This is a genomic window from Thiomicrorhabdus sp. 6S3-12, assembly GCF_017571475.1.
In the GTDB taxonomy this organism is placed as follows: Bacteria; Pseudomonadota; Gammaproteobacteria; order Thiomicrospirales; family Thiomicrospiraceae; genus Thiomicrorhabdus.
Genome location: NZ_JAGETW010000002.1, coordinates 48,398 through 63,570 on the forward strand (window position 1 = coordinate 48,398; position 15,173 = coordinate 63,570).

Here is a 15,173-nt window from a genome sequence, read left to right on the forward strand (position 1 = left end):
CTACTCCGCCTTTAACTCATGTAGCTCAAATTACAGTGCCGCGACGACCGCATCACCCATTTCCGAACAGGTTACCTGAGTACAGCCTGCATCCATAATGTCGCCGGTACGCAACCCCTGATCCAAAACTTTGGAAATCGCTTCTTCGATTTTCACCGCCAGATCTTCGCGAGCCAGCGAGTAACGCAGCATCATCGCCGCAGAAAGAATCGTCGCCAGAGGGTTGGCTTTATTTTGACCGGCGATATCCGGCGCAGAACCGTGGCTAGGCTCATACATACCCTTGTTATTGGAATCAAGAGACGCAGACGCCAGCATACCGATCGAGCCGGTCAGCATAGAGGCTTCGTCGGAAAGAATATCACCGAACATATTACCGGTTACCATAACGTCAAACTGCTTCGGATTCAGTACAAGCTGCATCGCGGCATTATCGACATACATGTGATTAACCTGAACTTCCGGATATTCCGGCGCAATCTCATCAATGATTTCGCGCCACATTTCCGTTACTTCCAGTACATTGGCCTTATCAACCGAAGTCAGTTTTTTGTTACGCTTCATCGCAGCCTGGAAAGCAACATGAGCGATACGACGCACTTCAGACTCAGAGTAAACATAGGTGTTGTAACCCTGACGCTCGCCGTTATCCAGAGTACGGATTCCGCGTGGCTGGCCGAAATAGATACCACCGGTCAGTTCGCGCACGATAAGAATATCCAAACCTGCAACCACTTCCGGTTTCAGGGTTGAAGCGGAAGCCAACTGCGGGAAAAGAACCGCTGGACGAAGGTTGGCAAACAGCTCCATCTCTTTACGAAGACGCAACAGCCCTTTTTCAGGACGTACCGAGATATCCAGCGACTCCCACTTATAGCCGCCGACAGCACCAAGAAGAACCGCATCTGCCGCGTGCGCCTTGGCCATAGTCTCATCCGCAAGCGGAACACCGTGAACATCATAAGCGGCCCCACCGACCAGATCTTCTTCCATTGAGATATCCAAGCCGTCGGTTTCAACCAGCTTGTTCAACACTTTCACCGCTTCAGCAGTGATTTCAGGACCGATACCGTCACCAGGAAGAATCAATACGTTTTTTGTCATTTTCTAAACTCTTTAAATTGGATAATATTCTTAAAAATCTGTTTACATTTCACCCGGGAAAACGAGCCAACAAATTCAAACTGTTTTGAAATTTGTTGCACCCGGCATTTCCCGTCACAATCAGTTTGCGTACAACCAAGCCTTGCTGGCTTTGCGACTCTCTTCGTAAGCCTTAATTTCTTCGGCATGCTGCAGAGTCAGACCGATATCGTCCAAACCGTTCAACAGGCAGTGCTTACGGAAACTGTCGACATCAAAACGGATTTCATCGCCGTTCGGTTTAACAATTTTCTGCGCCGACAGATCAACCGTCAACTCGTAGCCTTCAGCAGCAAAGGTTTCATTGAACAGTTCGTCGACGACTTTCTCGTCGAGAATAATCGGCAGAATACCGTTCTTGAAACTGTTATTAAAGAAAATATCGGCAAAACTCGGGGCAATAATCACATCGAAACCGAAATCTTTCAGCGCCCACGGAGCGTGTTCGCGACTGGAACCGCAACCGAAGTTTTCACGCGCCAACAGGATCTTCGCCCCCTGATAGCGCGGCTGATTCAAAACAAATTCCTTGCGCAGCGGACGTTTCGAATTATCCATATCCGGCTGACCCACATCTTCGTAGCGCCACTCGTCAAACAGGTTCGGGCCAAAACCTGAACGTTTGATTGATTTCAAAAACTGTTTTGGAATAATTGCGTCGGTATCCACATTCGCGCGGTCCATCGGCGCAACAATCGCTGTCAAGGTTGTAAACTTTTCCATCTCTCTCTCCCGAACTTATAGCATGTCACGCACATCAACGAAATGACCGGCCACCGCAGCAGCCGCAGCCATTTCAGGACTCACCAGGTGAGTACGCCCACCGGCACCCTGACGTCCTTCGAAGTTACGGTTTGACGTCGAAGCACAGTGCTTTCCGCTCGGTAGACGGTCGGCATTCATTGCCAGACACATCGAGCATCCCGGATTACGCCACTCGAAACCGGCTTCAATAAAGATCTTATCCAGACCTTCCGCTTCCGCCTGCTGTTTCACCAGCCCGGAACCAGGAACGGCGATCGCCAATTCAACCTTATCGGATTTTTTACGCCCTTTAAGCACTTCCGCCGCAGCGCGCAGATCTTCGATACGCGAGTTGGTGCAGGAACCGATAAACACATATTCCACCGGAATATCCTTGATCGGCGTCCCCGGCTGCAAGCCCATATAGTTCAGCGCATTACGAATCGATGTCGCCTTAACCGAATCAGCTTCCTTATCCGGATCAGGAACGATACCATCCACATCCAACACCATTTCCGGAGAGGTCCCCCAGGAAACCTGCGGCTGAATTTCCGCTCCGTCCATCTCGATAACCTTGTCAAAAACCGCATCGTCATCGGAGTGCAGATCTTTCCAGGCTTCGACCGCCTGATCCCAAAGCTCGCCTTTAGGAGCAAACGGACGACCTTTAACGTACTCGACCGTCTTTTCATCAACGCCGACCAGACCGACACGCGCTCCACCTTCGATCGCCATATTACAGACCGTCATACGCCCTTCGACCGACATGTCACGGAAAACCTGACCGCCGAATTCCATCGCATAACCGGTACCGCCAGCCGTTCCGATCTTACCGATAATCGCCAGAATGACATCTTTCGGCGTTACGCCCGGCTTCAACTGACCGTCAACTTTGATCAGCATGTTTTTCATTTTTTTCTGAATCAGACACTGAGTCGCCAATACATGCTCGACTTCCGAGGTTCCGATACCATGCGCAAGAGCACCCAAAGCACCATGCGTCGCCGTGTGCGAATCACCGCAAACCAAAGTTGTCCCCGGCAGGGTTTTCCCTTCTTCCGGACCGACAACGTGCACGATCCCCTGACGCGGATCGCCCATTCCGAACTCGGTAATCCCGAATTCTTTGGCGTTCATATTCAACGTCTGCACCTGAATACGCGATACCGGATCTTCAATTGACTCGACTCCGCCCTTCAACTCGGTCGTCGGAACATTGTGATCACAGGTTGCCAGGTTGGCTTCGATACGCCAAGGCTTGCGTCCTGCCAGACGCAGTCCTTCAAACGCCTGTGGTGAAGTTACTTCGTGCAGAAGCTGACGGTCAATGTAAATTAACGCCGTGCCATCTTCTTCCTGACGAACCACATGGTCGTCCCACAATTTGTCGTATAACGTTTTTCCAGCCATAGCTTATAAACCTGTAATTCAATAATCCGAATAAATTTGAAATAGCCCCAAATTATAGCACCTAAAGCCCGATATTAAATAACAAATCAAGCGCTTTGAATCGACAACTGCGGTAAAATGCCGGCAATTGAAATTCAAAGAGCATTCTATGAGCTACTCGATCAAAGAAGTGTTTTATTCTCTGCAGGGCGAAGGCTTTCATTCCGGGCGGCCGGCAATTTTCTGTCGTTTCAGTAAATGCAATCTATGGACCGGCCGCGAAGAGGACCGCGCGGATGCAGTCTGTCAGTTCTGCGACACCGATTTTATCGGCACGGACGGTCAGAACGGCGGCAAGTTTGCCGATGCCGAAGCTCTGGCACAGCATCTGTTGCAGTTCTGGCCGGATAAGGATATTACGCCGTTTGTCGTACTCACCGGAGGCGAACCGCTGCTGCAAGTGGACAATAAGCTGATCGAAGTCTTCCATCGGCACGGTATTGAAATTGCCGTGGAAACCAACGGCACCAAACAGGCTCCGGATGGAATCGACTGGATCTGCGTCAGTCCGAAAGCGAATGCGCCTTTACTTCTCGATCACGGGCACGAATTGAAACTGGTCTACCCGCAAGCCGACTGCATGCCGGAGAAGGTCGCCGATCTGGCGTTCGATTATTTCTACCTGCAGCCGATGGACGATGCCGACCCGCAAGTGAGCGAAGCGAATATCAAAGCGGCGGTGCAATACTGCCTGGATCACCCGCAATGGAAACTCAGCCTGCAAACTCACAAACTGCTGGGGATTGACTGATATGAAACCGATCTATCACGCACTGGAAGTCAGCGGCCTCAGCCACGATGGGCGCGGCATCGCCAAACTCAGCAATGAACACGACAGCGAACACTCTTTACCTCTGGTCGGGAAAAGCTGTTTTATTGCCGATACGGTTCCTGGAGATATCGTCACGGCCCGCATTCTTGAGCAGCAGGATCAGTTTGCCGAAGCCCAGCTTGTTGAAATTGAACAGGCTTCCGGCGAGCGCAGCGAACCTTTCTGCCAATACTATGGAGAATGCGGCGGTTGCCAACTGCAGCATCTCAACATCGACTCTCAACGCGAATGGAAGGCACAGAACTTCTTTAATCAACTGCAAAAAGCGGTCAATTGCGAAACCTGTGAATTTACCGCGCCCTTAACCAGCGAAGACAAAGGCTACCGCCGTCGTGCCCGTCTGGCGCTGGAAGTGGATAAGAAAAGCAAACAGGCGCGTTTCGGCTTCCGCAAACGCAACTCGAACGAGCTTATCGACATCGATTCTTGTCCGCTTCTGACCGACGGGCTCAATCAAGCGTTGCAGCAGGCCCGTCCACAATTCCTTGCGCAGGCCTCGCGCTCGACGAAAGAATTCACCCTGGTGGAAGCCGACAACGGCATTTTCGGGCTGTCCGAAAATGCCGAGAAGCCGTTTTATCGACTCGATGCCTCAAACCTGACGCTGCATTTTCCGCAGTCAGGCTTTATACAGGTTAACAAGACGATCAACGAGCAGATGATTGCCCAAGCACTGAACTGGCTGCAGCTGACGGATAAAGACAAGGTGCTTGACCTCTTCTGCGGCGTCGGCAACTTTACTTTACCTCTGGCGCAACAATCGAAAAAAGCGGTCGGTATTGAAGGCTTGAGCGAGCTGGTAGAAACCGCACAGCAGAATGCCGCAGACAATCATCTGCACAATAGCGAATTCTTCCAGGCCGACCTGTTTGCCGAAGTCAGCGGTTTACCGTGGTTCAGAAAACAGAAGTACCACAAAATACTACTGGATCCGGGCCGTCCGGGCGCATTTGAATTGTGCAAGCAACTCGGCAAACTCAATGCGGACAAGATCGTCTATGTTTCGTGCAACGCATCAACCCTGATTCGCGATGTTAAAGAGCTGGAAAAACAAGGTTATCAACTGCGCAAAGCCACCTTTATGGATATGTTTGCGCATACGACGCATGCCGAAGTGATGGTTTTGCTGGAAAAAGCCCAAAAGCAGAAAACCCAGCGCGACAAACGGATTGCAAGCAAGAAGCAGATGTTTAAATTCTAGACCGGCCTTGCATAACCCTTACAGATCCATTTCCGCCGCAACCAAATGAATCATTTCCTGAATATAGGGCAGATGCGTCTGCCCCGTATTTGTCGCGGCATACAGCTTGGACCACAAACCATCCGACCCGAGAGCGCGGAAGCCCAGATGTTCAAAATCCTTCTGGTTCTTTAACAGCCATTTCGGCAAGATACAGATCCCTCTCCCCGCCTCGACCCTTTGCAGCATCATCAAAGTCAATTCGGAATGACGGATCGCCTTGGGGCGCACTCCGGCCGGTTGCAGAAATCCACTGAAAACATCCAGTTTATCTTCCGCCACCGGATAGACAATCAAGGTTTCCGCAGCCAGATCGTCGGCGGAAAGCCACTCCTTGTGCAACAGCCTGTGCCCGAGCGGTAGCACCGCAACCAACTCGTAACTGAAAAGCGCGGTATATTCGATACTGTCAATCGGCTCGGGATCGGAAGTAATCACAAAATCCAGTTTCTGCTGTTGCAGCTTGCGCAAAGGTGTCTGATTCGAACTCGGCACAATATCCAGATCTACGCTCGGCCAGCGTTCCTGATAAGGCCGTAACAACGGCAGAAGCCATTCAAAACAGGTATGACAGTCAACGCCGATCCATAAACGCCCGCTCTCCCCCTGCTTATGCGCTTTGAGCTGTTTTTCGGCATGCTGGATCAACGGCAGAACCTGCTGTGCGGTGTGCAATACGATCTGTCCTGCCGGCGTCCACTCAATCGGATGGGTTTTGCGTTTAAACAGTTCCAACCCTAACTGCTGTTCAAGCTGTTTAATCTGGTGCGACAACGCCGACTGGGTCATACAGAGTTTTTCCGCACTGCGGTTAATCGAATGGGTTTCCGCCAGACTCTGCAGCGTCTTCAAATGTTTTAACTCAAGCATGGTTATCAATTTTATTCATGTAATTCTGAATTTTAATCGATTGTTTTCATATATAGCAAACCCTAAACTCAAGTCACTCGCAAAGAGATCGATTAAATTCAGTAAGGAAAAAATCATGACAACCCACAATCTAGGCTATCCGCGAATCGGAGACCTGCGCGAACTCAAATTCACTACCGAAGCCTACTGGAAAGGCGAAAAAACCTTGGCCGAACTGGAAGCGCAAGCCAGAGAAATCCGCTATCGGAATTTTAGAACCCAAATCAACGCCGGGATAGAACTGATACCAGTGAATGATTTCGCCTACTACGATCAGGTGTTGAATATGAGCACTTTGCTGGGCGTGATTCCGAAGCGTTTCCGTCAGGCCGAATACGATGTGGAAGTCGCTTTCCGTATGGCCCGAGGTCGCGCACCTTCCGATGACGGTCACCATTGCTGCAATCACAACCATCAATCAACCGGCGAATCCAAAGCAGGTTATGCCGGAGCGATGAAAAAATGGTTCGACACCAACTACCACTATATCGTGCCGGAATTGGAGGAAGATACCGAATTCGCCGTTACCGATAACCGTTTGTTCGCCGAAGTTGCCGAAGCGCTCGCTTTGAAGCAAGATGCCCGACACATCGACTTCAAACCGGTTCTGATCGGACCGGTTACTTACCTCTATCTGGCGGAAAACAAAGGTACGATCATTCCAAAATTAAGTCGCCTGCCAGCATTGCTGAAGGTCTACACGCAGATTCTGCAAAAATTGGCTGATCAAGGAATTAACTGGGTACAAATCGACGAGCCGATCCTGGGACTGGAACTGCACGAAGAATGGAAAGCGGCTCTGAAAGTGGCTTACGACACGCTGTCACAAGCGCCTCTGAAGCTGTTGCTTGCCACCTATTTTGAAAGTTTGGGCGACCATCTTGAAACCGTATGCAACTTGCCAGTCGCCGGTCTGCATTACGACGGCCTGCGCGGCGCGAAACAGCTAAATGAGGTTATCGCGCAATTTCCCGCCGACAAGGTCCTGTCCATCGGGCTAATTGATGGGCGAAATATCTGGAAAACCGATTTACATGCCGCAATTGATCGCCTGGAAACGGCAAAAGTAAAATTTGCCGATAACCTATGGATCGCCCCAAGCTGCTCCTTAATACATGCTCCAGTCAACCTGGAAGTCGAAGACAAGCTAAACCCGGAATTGAAAAGTTATCTGGCCTTTGCCAAACAGAAACTCTCGGAAATCAAACTGCTCGACGACGCCCTGAACGGAAAAACGGATGAACTGGCTTTGGCCGCAAACCGCCAAGCGATTAAAGCCAAAGCGCAATCCAAACTGATCCACAATCCCGAAGTACAGGCGCGCGTCGCCGGACTGGATCAAATTGCGCTGGATCGTTCCGTTCCTTATAGCATTCGTGCCGCGCTGCAAAAAAGTAAATTCAATTTGCCGCTCTTCCCGACGACCACAATCGGTTCTTTCCCGCAAACCCAGGGAATCCGTCAGACACGCCGACAATTCAAAAACGGCGCACTGAGCGAAGCGCAATACATCGAAGCGATGCAAGCGGAAATCCGCGATGCCTGCGAGCGTCAGCAGCGTATCGGTATTGATGTCTTCGTACACGGCGAACCGGAGCGTAACGACATGGTGGAGTATTTCGGCGAACAGTTGGACGGTTACGCCTTTACCCAGTACGGCTGGGTGCAGTCGTACGGTTCACGTTGTGTAAAACCGCCGATTATATACGGCGATGTCTCGCGTCCGAAGCCGATGACGGTTTTCTGGTCGCAATATGCGCAGAATCAAACCGATAAGATTATGAAAGGCATGCTGACCGGCGCAGTGACCATGTTGCAATGGTCGTTTGTACGCAACGACCAGAGTCGCGAACAGACCTGCAACCAGATTGCCCTGGCATTACGGGATGAAGTATTGGATTTGGAAGCCGCCGGCATTCATATGATTCAGATCGACGAAGCGGCTTTACGCGAAGGCCTGCCGTTGAAAAAATCTGACTGGGCGGATTATCTTCGCTGGGCGGTCAACAGCTTCCGAATGACAACTTCCGGCGTGGCGAATGACACTCAGATTCACACGCACATGTGTTATTCCGAGTTCAACGACATTATCGAAGCGGTAGCACAAATGGATGCGGATGTGATTACGATCGAGACCTCGAAGTCGCAGATGAAACTGCTGGATGCATTTGTCGATTTCGATTATCCGAACGAAATCGGGCCCGGCGTGTACGACATCCATTCGCCGAATATCCCGACGGTTGAGCAGATGGTCAACCTGATTCAAAAAGCCGCGCAAAACATTCCGGCCGAACGCCTGTGGGTCAATCCCGATTGCGGATTAAAAACTCGTGGCTGGAAAGAGACCGAACCGGCCCTGACCAATATGGTCGAAGCCGCGAAGGTTTTACGGAAACAGTTTGAGGAGCAGGTTAAAAGCGCTTAATGGCGCTTAGAGGTTTATCGCCGGGTCACCCATCCGAGGAAACGTTTTTGCGCAGGCTTTTAATCTGGCTGCGCTGGCGTTTATGTTCGAGGCGTTTGCGTTGCGAACTTTTGGTCGGACGAGTGGCAATACGCTTCTTCGGGCGAACCGCCGCAGTTTCCAAAATTTCCTTCAAACGCTCTAGGGCGGCAATCAGGTTGGCTTCCTGAGTTCGGTGCGATTGTGACTTGATCACAATAATGCCGTCCTTGGTAATGCGCTTATCGGACTTCAACAGCAGACGCTGCTTAAAATCGTCCGGCAGTGACGACTTGCGGATATCGAAACGTAAATGCACGGCCGTTGCGACTTTATTGACGTTTTGCCCTCCGGCCCCCTGTGACCGAACCGCCTGCCAGAAGATCTCGCTCTCATCAATAAGCTGTCCGCTAGAGAGTTGCATTGCGACTCCATTTTTCAATGAATGTGATTCTCATGATTTCCAATCATACAAAAATTGAGAACGAATATGACAACTACCGGAAGAATACATCGGCAATCCCGAATGGATTACCGGAAATTAAAACTTTTGCGCCAAAGCGTCCTTTCCCCATAAACGCGTAAGCTGTCTCTGAAACAGTGCCAAATCTCCACTGCTGCAAAATGCACTTTCTCCGTCCATGCTCTGCGTCGACAACAGATTTTCGTTTTCAAGACGCCGTAAAACCTCTTTAGCCACGGCCGTTTCGGTACTGATAACCGATATATTCGGCCCCGCAACCAGTTCGATGACCGGTGCCAGGTGCGCAAAATGGGTACAACCGAGAATAATGGTATCCGCACCTTTTTCGATTAGAGGCTGCACATAGGACTCAACCGCCGCACACGCCTCATCCGGATTCAGCTTTAATTCCTCGACCAGTCGAACCAGCTTCGGACTGGGTTGAATCACGACTTCGACGTGACCGGCTACCCTTTTGGCCAGCGCATCAAAAGCCTGACTGCTCAGCGTCTTTTCCGTCGCCAACACCCCTATTACACCGCTTTGCGTATGAATGGCCGCCGGTTTAACACCGGGCTCAACTCCGATAAACGGCAGATCGTATTTGGCTCGCAGTGTCTTAATGGCAATCATGGTCGCAGTATTACAGGCAACCACGATCGCTTTGACATTCTGCGACAACATAAACTCGACAACGGCCTGAGCGCGAGCCAAAACTTCGTCTTCCGACTTCTCTCCATAAGGCGCAAATTGCGTATCGGCCACATACAGAAGATTTTCGTTCGGAAGCAGTTCCCTGACTTTCTGAGCAATCGGCAGACCGCCAATCCCCGAGTCAAAAATTCCAATCGCTCTTTTATCTGCCATTTTGTCCATCACGCAATTACCGCGGTATCCCTTGTGAAGCCTTTACATATGGCCGCAAATTATAATCCGAATTTATGCAAAAGTGTTTGCCGCATGAAACCGAACAGATAATTTCGCACCTTTTTAACGATCCGTTGTAAGCGGCAAGTTCTGTTCTCGCTCCGCAACGCCACTCGGCAAATCAAACCGACAGAATATAAAGCGCTTCCTCCGCTTTTAAACGGGCGCGAAATCATTCAATCTCTTTCAATCATAAACAGCCGGTCTTGGTGCATTTGCAGGTCGTGCCGGATAACGTCTTAATATCGCTTGAGTTTTTAAAAAACTCCGTGCTATAGTTTAAGAAAAATTATTTTTTAGCTGCAACTAACTTTTTAAGTTTGCAATAACGAACCAGGATTAAAATCATGGCAAAGTTGCTCCTGAGCACCCTGTTTATTACCCTAATCGGCCTAAGCCCGCTGGCCCATGCACAATTAAAGATCACGGTAACGACCGGAATGATCGCCGATCTGGTTAGCCATATCGCCAAGGATAAAGCCAAAGTACAGGCGCTGATGGGTGTGGGAGTCGATCCTCATCTATATAAGGCGACTCAGGGAGACGTCCGTAAACTGAGCCGGGCGGACATTATTTTTTACAACGGTCTGCACCTGGAAGGCAAACTGCAGCCGATTCTGCAAAAAATGCAACGCCGCAAGACCGTTATCGCCGTCACTGAAAATTTCCCGGAAACACGCTTAATCACCTTTGACAAACTCCACGATCCCCACGTCTGGTTTGATGTCAGTCTGTGGGAACTGGCCGCCAAAGAAGTGCAGAAGACCTTGACCGAAAAAGACCCGGAAAACGCCGCTTTCTATCAGCGCAATGCCGAACAATACCGTGCCAGACTGAATGAATTGCATCAATGGGTTAAACAGGAAATGCAGAAGATTCCTCTGGCCAAACGCGTACTGATCACCGCGCACGACGCTTTCGGCTACTTCGGTAAAGCCTATGACCTTGAGGTTATGGGACTGCAAGGCATCAGCACCGCCGGAGAATTCGGCCTGCAGGATATCAAGCAGCTCAAGGATGTGATTGTCGCCCGCGATATCTCCGCGGTGTTTGTCGAATCCAGTGTCTCGCCGAAGTTTATCGAATCTCTGGTTAAAGGCGTTCAGGCCGAAGGCAAGCAGCTAAGAATCGGCGGCGAACTCTATTCCGATGCGATGGGCGCCAAAGGCTCGGATGCAGACACCTATATCAAAATGGTCAAACATAACGTTCATACCATCCGCAACGGACTTCTGGGCAAGACAACAGAACAGGAAACCCACTAAATGACAGATCGAAGCGCCATTCCGCTGAAAGTGGAACAACTCAGCATCCGCTATCACCATAAACCGGTTTTAACCGATGTCAGTTTCGAGGTTCCGGCCGGGAAAACCGTCGCGATTATCGGTCCGAACGGAGCCGGAAAATCGTCGTTGCTTAAAGGAATCATGGGGCTGACGCCGGTCATTCAGGGACAGGCTCTGTTCTTCGGCGAACCGCTGGATAAGAAACGCCTTACGACCGCTTATGTTCCGCAGCGCGAAGAAATTGACTGGGATTTTCCAATCGACGTAATGGATGTGGTGCTGATGGGTCGTCACGGTCAGCTCAAATTCTGGCAGAGGCCAAACCAGAACGACCGGGATATAGCCGAAAAGGCGCTGTGGGATCTGCAGATGTCGGATTTCAGCGACCGTCAGATTTCGCAACTTTCCGGCGGTCAGCAACAACGCGTTTTCCTGGCCAGAGCTCTGGCGCAGCAGGCCAGCCTGTATTTGATGGATGAACCTTTTGCCGGTGTTGATGTCGCCACGGAAAAGGCAATTATTGAATTGTTCAAACAGCTTAAAGCCCAAGGCAATACCGTGGTCTGTGTCCACCACGATCTGAATACCGTTCACGAATATTACGACTATGCCGTTTTGATCAATGCCAGACTGATCGCCGCCGGGCCGGTAGACGAGGTTTTGACGAAAGACAATCTCAATAAGACTTACGGCGGCCGCCTGTCTCTGCTCAACGAAATGACCGAGCAGCTATACCGCAGCCAGCTTAATCAGGCACACGATCAGGATTAATCATGCAAGGTTTTGAAGTATATTCGGACGCCTCCCTCTGGCAGCAGACCCTTGAGCAACTGGCGCTGTTCTGGTCATTTGAAGACGTCAACGCCACCTGGGTTCTCGTCGGCAGTCTGCTGTTAGGCATGAGCGCCTCGGTAATCGGCGCTTTCGCATTCCTGCGCAAACGATCTCTGCTCGGCGACGCCTTGGCGCATGCCGCGCTGCCCGGCGTTATGATGGCGTTTCTGCTCAGCGGCAGCCGGGATGCCGAAGTGATCTTTGGCGGCGCCCTTCTCAGCAGTTTACTCGGTTTCTGGATTATCGACTGGCTGCCAAAAAACACCAAAATCAAACCGGATGCCGCTCTGGCGATTACGCTCTCCTTTATGTTCGCCTTAGGTTTGATGCTGTTGTCGCTGATTCAAAGTACCGATATGCCGAACAAGAGCGGTCTGGATAAACTGCTTTTCGGTCAGGCTGCGGCAATCACCTCCGAAGACATCCAATTGCTGGTGTATGTCACTTCGGCGGTATTGATTACCGTCATCCTGTTTTTCGATAAATTCCGTCTGATCGCTTTTAACCGCCTGTATGCGCAAACGCTGGGGGTCTCCGTCAGATTCTATGAATTCCTGCTGGCCCTGATGATTGTGCTTTCGGTGGTGGTCGGCCTGCAACTGGTCGGCGTGGTACTGATGGCGGCAATATTGTTAACACCGATTGCAGCCGCGCGCTTCTGGAGCCATCAACTCAGTTATCTGCTGCTTCTGGCAGGGATATTCGGAGCGCTCAGCGCCTCCATCGGCGCGCAGATTTCCTATATCGCTCCGGCAATGCCGACCGGCCCGTGGATTGTCGTCAGCCTGTCGTTGGTGTTTTTCATCTCCTTTCTGGTCGCGCCGCAAAACGGACTGATCAAACGTTACCTGGACTACCGAAGATTACGCCACAGAGTCGCTCAGGAAAATATTCTGCGCACGCTCCATAAGCTTTTGGAGCGTAACCACTTTAAGCGCAATGACTTTACCGTCGCGCAAATTACCGCTTTGCGAAACATTCAGATTCAGACACTGAAACAGACCTTGAAGCAGTTGCAGAAACAGGGGCTGGTTCGTGAACTGGGCGGCGGTTTTGCCTTAAGCGAAGCCGGCTTAAGACGGGCGATCGAACTGACCCGTCGCCATCGCCTGTGGGAGAGTTATCTGAGCCAGCATGCCGATTTGACTTCGGAGCAGGTGCACCAGCAGGCCGAGCATATGGAGCATATTCTGAATCAGGAACATGAAGAACAGATCGTCGCCGAACTGATGCAACGCCTGTCCGACCCGCACGGCCAGCCGATTCCACCGAAAAATACGCTTGAGGAGCAGTAAGCCATGCCGAGTATTGAAAACTGGATTCTCGATCTGTGGATTATCGCCACGGCATCACTGGTCGCCGCCTCCTGCGCCATGGTCGGTGTCTTTCTGATCCTGCGCCGTCAGGCATTGATGGGTGACGCCATTTCGCATTCCGTTCTGCTGGGAATTGTTCTGGCTTATCTGCTGGCCGGCACCAATACATTATGGGTTATGTTGACCGGCGCGGTGATTATCGGCTTGCTTACCGCCTGGCTCAGCGAAAGCCTGCATAAGCTCAGTCGTCTGCAGAGCGATGCCAGTATCGGAATTGTCTTCACCCTTTTCTTCTCGATCGGTGTCATTCTGGTATCGCTCTATACCGGACATATCGATCTCGATCAGGAGTGCGTTTTATATGGCGAAATTGCCTTCGTCCCTTTCGACACGGTGATCTGGGGGGATATGGAGACCGGAACAGACTTGGGACCACGCGCTTTCTGGTTGATTCTGATCGTTTTTACCTTAGTCGCTCTAAGCATCGCGATTGGATTCGAACGTCTGAAAACGGTGACTTTCCATCCGAGTCTGGCGGTTTCTCTGGGCATCAACATCACCTTCTGGCATTACTTCCTGATGACGCTGGTGTCGATGACCACGGTCGCTTCTTTTGATGCCGTCGGCGCCATTCTAGTGGTCGCCCTGTTGATTATCCCAGCCAGTAGCGCCTACCTGCTTGCCACCTCGCTCAAAAGAATGCTCTGGCTGGCTATCGCCTACTCGCAAGGTTCTGTCTGGATCGGCTACGCCCTTTCCTACTGGCTGGATAGCTCGATCGCCGCCTCGATTGCGGTCAGCGCCGGAGCCCTTCTGGCATTGACGCTGATGGTAATTCAAATACGTAAATGGATTCAGCAGCAACACTACGCCAAACAACTCCAATCGGGAGAAAGTGCTTAATGTCTCAGGCACAGAAAAACACGCCGTCGCAGGCATGGGAAGACTATCTCAAAATCGTCTATAAGCTGGAAGACAATACACGCGAAGACAAAGGCGTTCAGACCAAGGACATCGCCGAACGTCTGGCCGTATCGCAGGCTTCGGTAACCAATATGCTTAAAAAACTGGCCGAACAGGGGTATCTGGAATATGAACCTTACTACGGGGTGACCCTGACCGGACATGGCCGAAAAGTGGCGATGAAGATGATCCGCAATCACCGGATTCTCGAACTTTATCTGGTCGAGCGTCTGGGTTATCTGTGGGATGAAGTGGATGAAGAAGCGGAAACGCTGGAACATTACCTCTCCGACAAGCTGGTGGATCGTATGTGGCAGGACCTCGGCCAGCCGACGCAGGATCCGCATGGATCACCGATTCCGAGTGTGGACGGCAAAATCGAACGCAAAAACCTGACGCCCCTGTCCGAGATCGAACTGCATCAACCGGTGACGCTGGAACGCATTAAAAACCGAAGCCCGGAAGAGCTACGCTATCTGACCTCAATCGAACTGCATATCGGAGCCCAAATCGAGATTAAAAACCGTGCCCCGCTCAACGGTCCTCTACTGATCGAGGTAGACGGCAAGGCGTTGCACGCCATCGACTACCGTCTGGCTATGGCTCTGCAAGTCAAAGCCTAAA

General features: G+C 51.1%; 14 protein-coding genes. 8 read left to right on the forward strand and 6 right to left on the reverse strand.

Features of this window, described 5'->3' with window-relative positions:
* Window positions 1–30 precede the first annotated feature (30 nt).
* The 3 genes from leuB to leuC form a co-directional block, all read right to left on the reverse strand.
* Entirely contained in the window at window positions 31–1,104 is a 1,074-nt protein-coding gene (gene leuB, locus J3999_RS03210; RefSeq protein ID WP_208126540.1) for a 3-isopropylmalate dehydrogenase, read from the reverse strand.
* 120 nt (window positions 1,105–1,224) lie between these two features.
* On the reverse strand, window positions 1,225–1,866 hold the full coding sequence (leuD, locus tag J3999_RS03215; protein ID WP_208126541.1) for a 3-isopropylmalate dehydratase small subunit: 642 nt from the start codon (window positions 1,864–1,866) through the stop codon (window positions 1,225–1,227).
* Window positions 1,867–1,881: 15 nt separating this feature from the next.
* On the reverse strand, window positions 1,882–3,297 hold the full coding sequence (leuC, locus tag J3999_RS03220; protein WP_208126542.1) for a 3-isopropylmalate dehydratase large subunit: 1,416 nt from the start codon (window positions 3,295–3,297) through the stop codon (window positions 1,882–1,884).
* 148 nt (window positions 3,298–3,445) lie between these two features.
* Between leuC and queE the strand changes: the two genes are divergently transcribed.
* Together queE and rlmD are read left to right on the forward strand one after the other, a co-directional pair.
* Window positions 3,446–4,087 (forward strand): 7-carboxy-7-deazaguanine synthase, encoded by a 642-nt coding sequence (gene queE, locus J3999_RS03225; protein ID WP_208126543.1) that lies wholly within the window; start codon window positions 3,446–3,448, stop codon window positions 4,085–4,087.
* 1 nt (window position 4,088) lies between these two features.
* Window positions 4,089–5,369 (forward strand): 23S rRNA (uracil(1939)-C(5))-methyltransferase RlmD, encoded by a 1,281-nt coding sequence (gene rlmD / locus J3999_RS03230; protein WP_208126544.1) that lies wholly within the window; start codon window positions 4,089–4,091, stop codon window positions 5,367–5,369.
* An 18-nt stretch (window positions 5,370–5,387) separates the two neighbouring features.
* Here rlmD and J3999_RS03235 read toward each other — a convergent pair whose 3' ends face one another.
* Window positions 5,388–6,278, reverse strand: coding sequence for a LysR family transcriptional regulator (locus J3999_RS03235; RefSeq protein ID WP_208126545.1), 891 nt, complete (start codon window positions 6,276–6,278; stop codon window positions 5,388–5,390).
* Window positions 6,279–6,393: 115 nt separating this feature from the next.
* On the opposite strand from J3999_RS03235, the gene metE reads away from it, so the two are divergent.
* Window positions 6,394–8,742, forward strand: a complete 2,349-nt coding sequence (gene metE / locus J3999_RS03240) for a 5-methyltetrahydropteroyltriglutamate--homocysteine S-methyltransferase (RefSeq protein ID WP_208126546.1) — start codon at window positions 6,394–6,396, stop codon at window positions 8,740–8,742.
* 25 nt (window positions 8,743–8,767) lie between these two features.
* Here the strand turns inward: metE and arfB are convergent, their stop codons facing one another.
* Together arfB and murI are read right to left on the reverse strand one after the other, a co-directional pair.
* Window positions 8,768–9,184 carry an alternative ribosome rescue aminoacyl-tRNA hydrolase ArfB gene (arfB, locus tag J3999_RS03245; RefSeq protein ID WP_208126547.1) on the reverse strand — a complete coding sequence of 139 codons (417 nt, stop codon included), beginning with the start codon at window positions 9,182–9,184 and terminating at the stop codon, window positions 8,768–8,770.
* Window positions 9,185–9,301: 117 nt separating this feature from the next.
* On the reverse strand, window positions 9,302–10,090 hold the full coding sequence (gene murI, locus J3999_RS03250; RefSeq protein ID WP_208126548.1) for a glutamate racemase: 789 nt from the start codon (window positions 10,088–10,090) through the stop codon (window positions 9,302–9,304).
* 407 nt (window positions 10,091–10,497) lie between these two features.
* On the opposite strand from murI, the gene J3999_RS03255 reads away from it, so the two are divergent.
* The 5 genes from J3999_RS03255 to J3999_RS03275 are packed head-to-tail and all read left to right on the forward strand — an operon-like array spanning window position 10,498 to window position 15,172.
* On the forward strand, window positions 10,498–11,415 hold the full coding sequence (locus J3999_RS03255; RefSeq protein ID WP_208126549.1) for a metal ABC transporter solute-binding protein, Zn/Mn family: 918 nt from the start codon (window positions 10,498–10,500) through the stop codon (window positions 11,413–11,415).
* Window positions 11,416–12,207 carry a metal ABC transporter ATP-binding protein gene (locus tag J3999_RS03260; protein ID WP_208126550.1) on the forward strand — a complete coding sequence of 264 codons (792 nt, stop codon included), beginning with the start codon at window positions 11,416–11,418 and terminating at the stop codon, window positions 12,205–12,207.
* A 2-nt stretch (window positions 12,208–12,209) separates the two neighbouring features.
* Window positions 12,210–13,565, forward strand: coding sequence for an iron chelate uptake ABC transporter family permease subunit (locus tag J3999_RS03265; RefSeq protein ID WP_208126551.1), 1,356 nt, complete (start codon window positions 12,210–12,212; stop codon window positions 13,563–13,565).
* 3 nt (window positions 13,566–13,568) lie between these two features.
* Entirely contained in the window at window positions 13,569–14,489 is a 921-nt protein-coding gene (locus tag J3999_RS03270; RefSeq protein ID WP_208126552.1) for a metal ABC transporter permease, read from the forward strand.
* The gene (locus J3999_RS03275) at window positions 14,489–15,172 is read left to right on the forward strand and encodes a metal-dependent transcriptional regulator (RefSeq protein WP_208126553.1); all 684 of its coding nucleotides are present in this window, start codon (window positions 14,489–14,491) and stop codon (window positions 15,170–15,172) included. Before J3999_RS03270 ends, J3999_RS03275 begins: the two co-directional genes overlap by 1 nt.
* Window position 15,173: the final 1 nt, after the last annotated feature.

Excerpts from the sequence above, each read along its gene's own strand:
- J3999_RS03275 (WP_208126553.1), top strand. The coding sequence starts at position 14,489 with ATGTCTCAGGCACAGAAAAACACGCCGTCGCAGGCATGGGAAGACTAT.
- leuD (WP_208126541.1), bottom strand. The coding sequence starts at position 1,866 with ATGGAAAAGTTTACAACCTTGACAGCGATTGTTGCGCCGATGGACCGC.
- J3999_RS03235 (WP_208126545.1), bottom strand. The coding sequence starts at position 6,278 with ATGCTTGAGTTAAAACATTTGAAGACGCTGCAGAGTCTGGCGGAAACC.
- queE (WP_208126543.1), top strand. The coding sequence starts at position 3,446 with ATGAGCTACTCGATCAAAGAAGTGTTTTATTCTCTGCAGGGCGAAGGC.
- metE (WP_208126546.1), top strand. The coding sequence starts at position 6,394 with ATGACAACCCACAATCTAGGCTATCCGCGAATCGGAGACCTGCGCGAA.
- J3999_RS03265 (WP_208126551.1), top strand. The coding sequence starts at position 12,210 with ATGCAAGGTTTTGAAGTATATTCGGACGCCTCCCTCTGGCAGCAGACC.
- J3999_RS03255 (WP_208126549.1), top strand. The coding sequence starts at position 10,498 with ATGGCAAAGTTGCTCCTGAGCACCCTGTTTATTACCCTAATCGGCCTA.
- leuB (WP_208126540.1), bottom strand. The coding sequence starts at position 1,104 with ATGACAAAAAACGTATTGATTCTTCCTGGTGACGGTATCGGTCCTGAA.
- arfB (WP_208126547.1), bottom strand. The coding sequence starts at position 9,184 with ATGCAACTCTCTAGCGGACAGCTTATTGATGAGAGCGAGATCTTCTGG.
- rlmD (WP_208126544.1), top strand. The coding sequence starts at position 4,089 with ATGAAACCGATCTATCACGCACTGGAAGTCAGCGGCCTCAGCCACGAT.
- J3999_RS03260 (WP_208126550.1), top strand. The coding sequence starts at position 11,416 with ATGACAGATCGAAGCGCCATTCCGCTGAAAGTGGAACAACTCAGCATC.
- leuC (WP_208126542.1), bottom strand. The coding sequence starts at position 3,297 with ATGGCTGGAAAAACGTTATACGACAAATTGTGGGACGACCATGTGGTT.
- murI (WP_208126548.1), bottom strand. The coding sequence starts at position 10,090 with ATGGCAGATAAAAGAGCGATTGGAATTTTTGACTCGGGGATTGGCGGT.
- J3999_RS03270 (WP_208126552.1), top strand. The coding sequence starts at position 13,569 with ATGCCGAGTATTGAAAACTGGATTCTCGATCTGTGGATTATCGCCACG.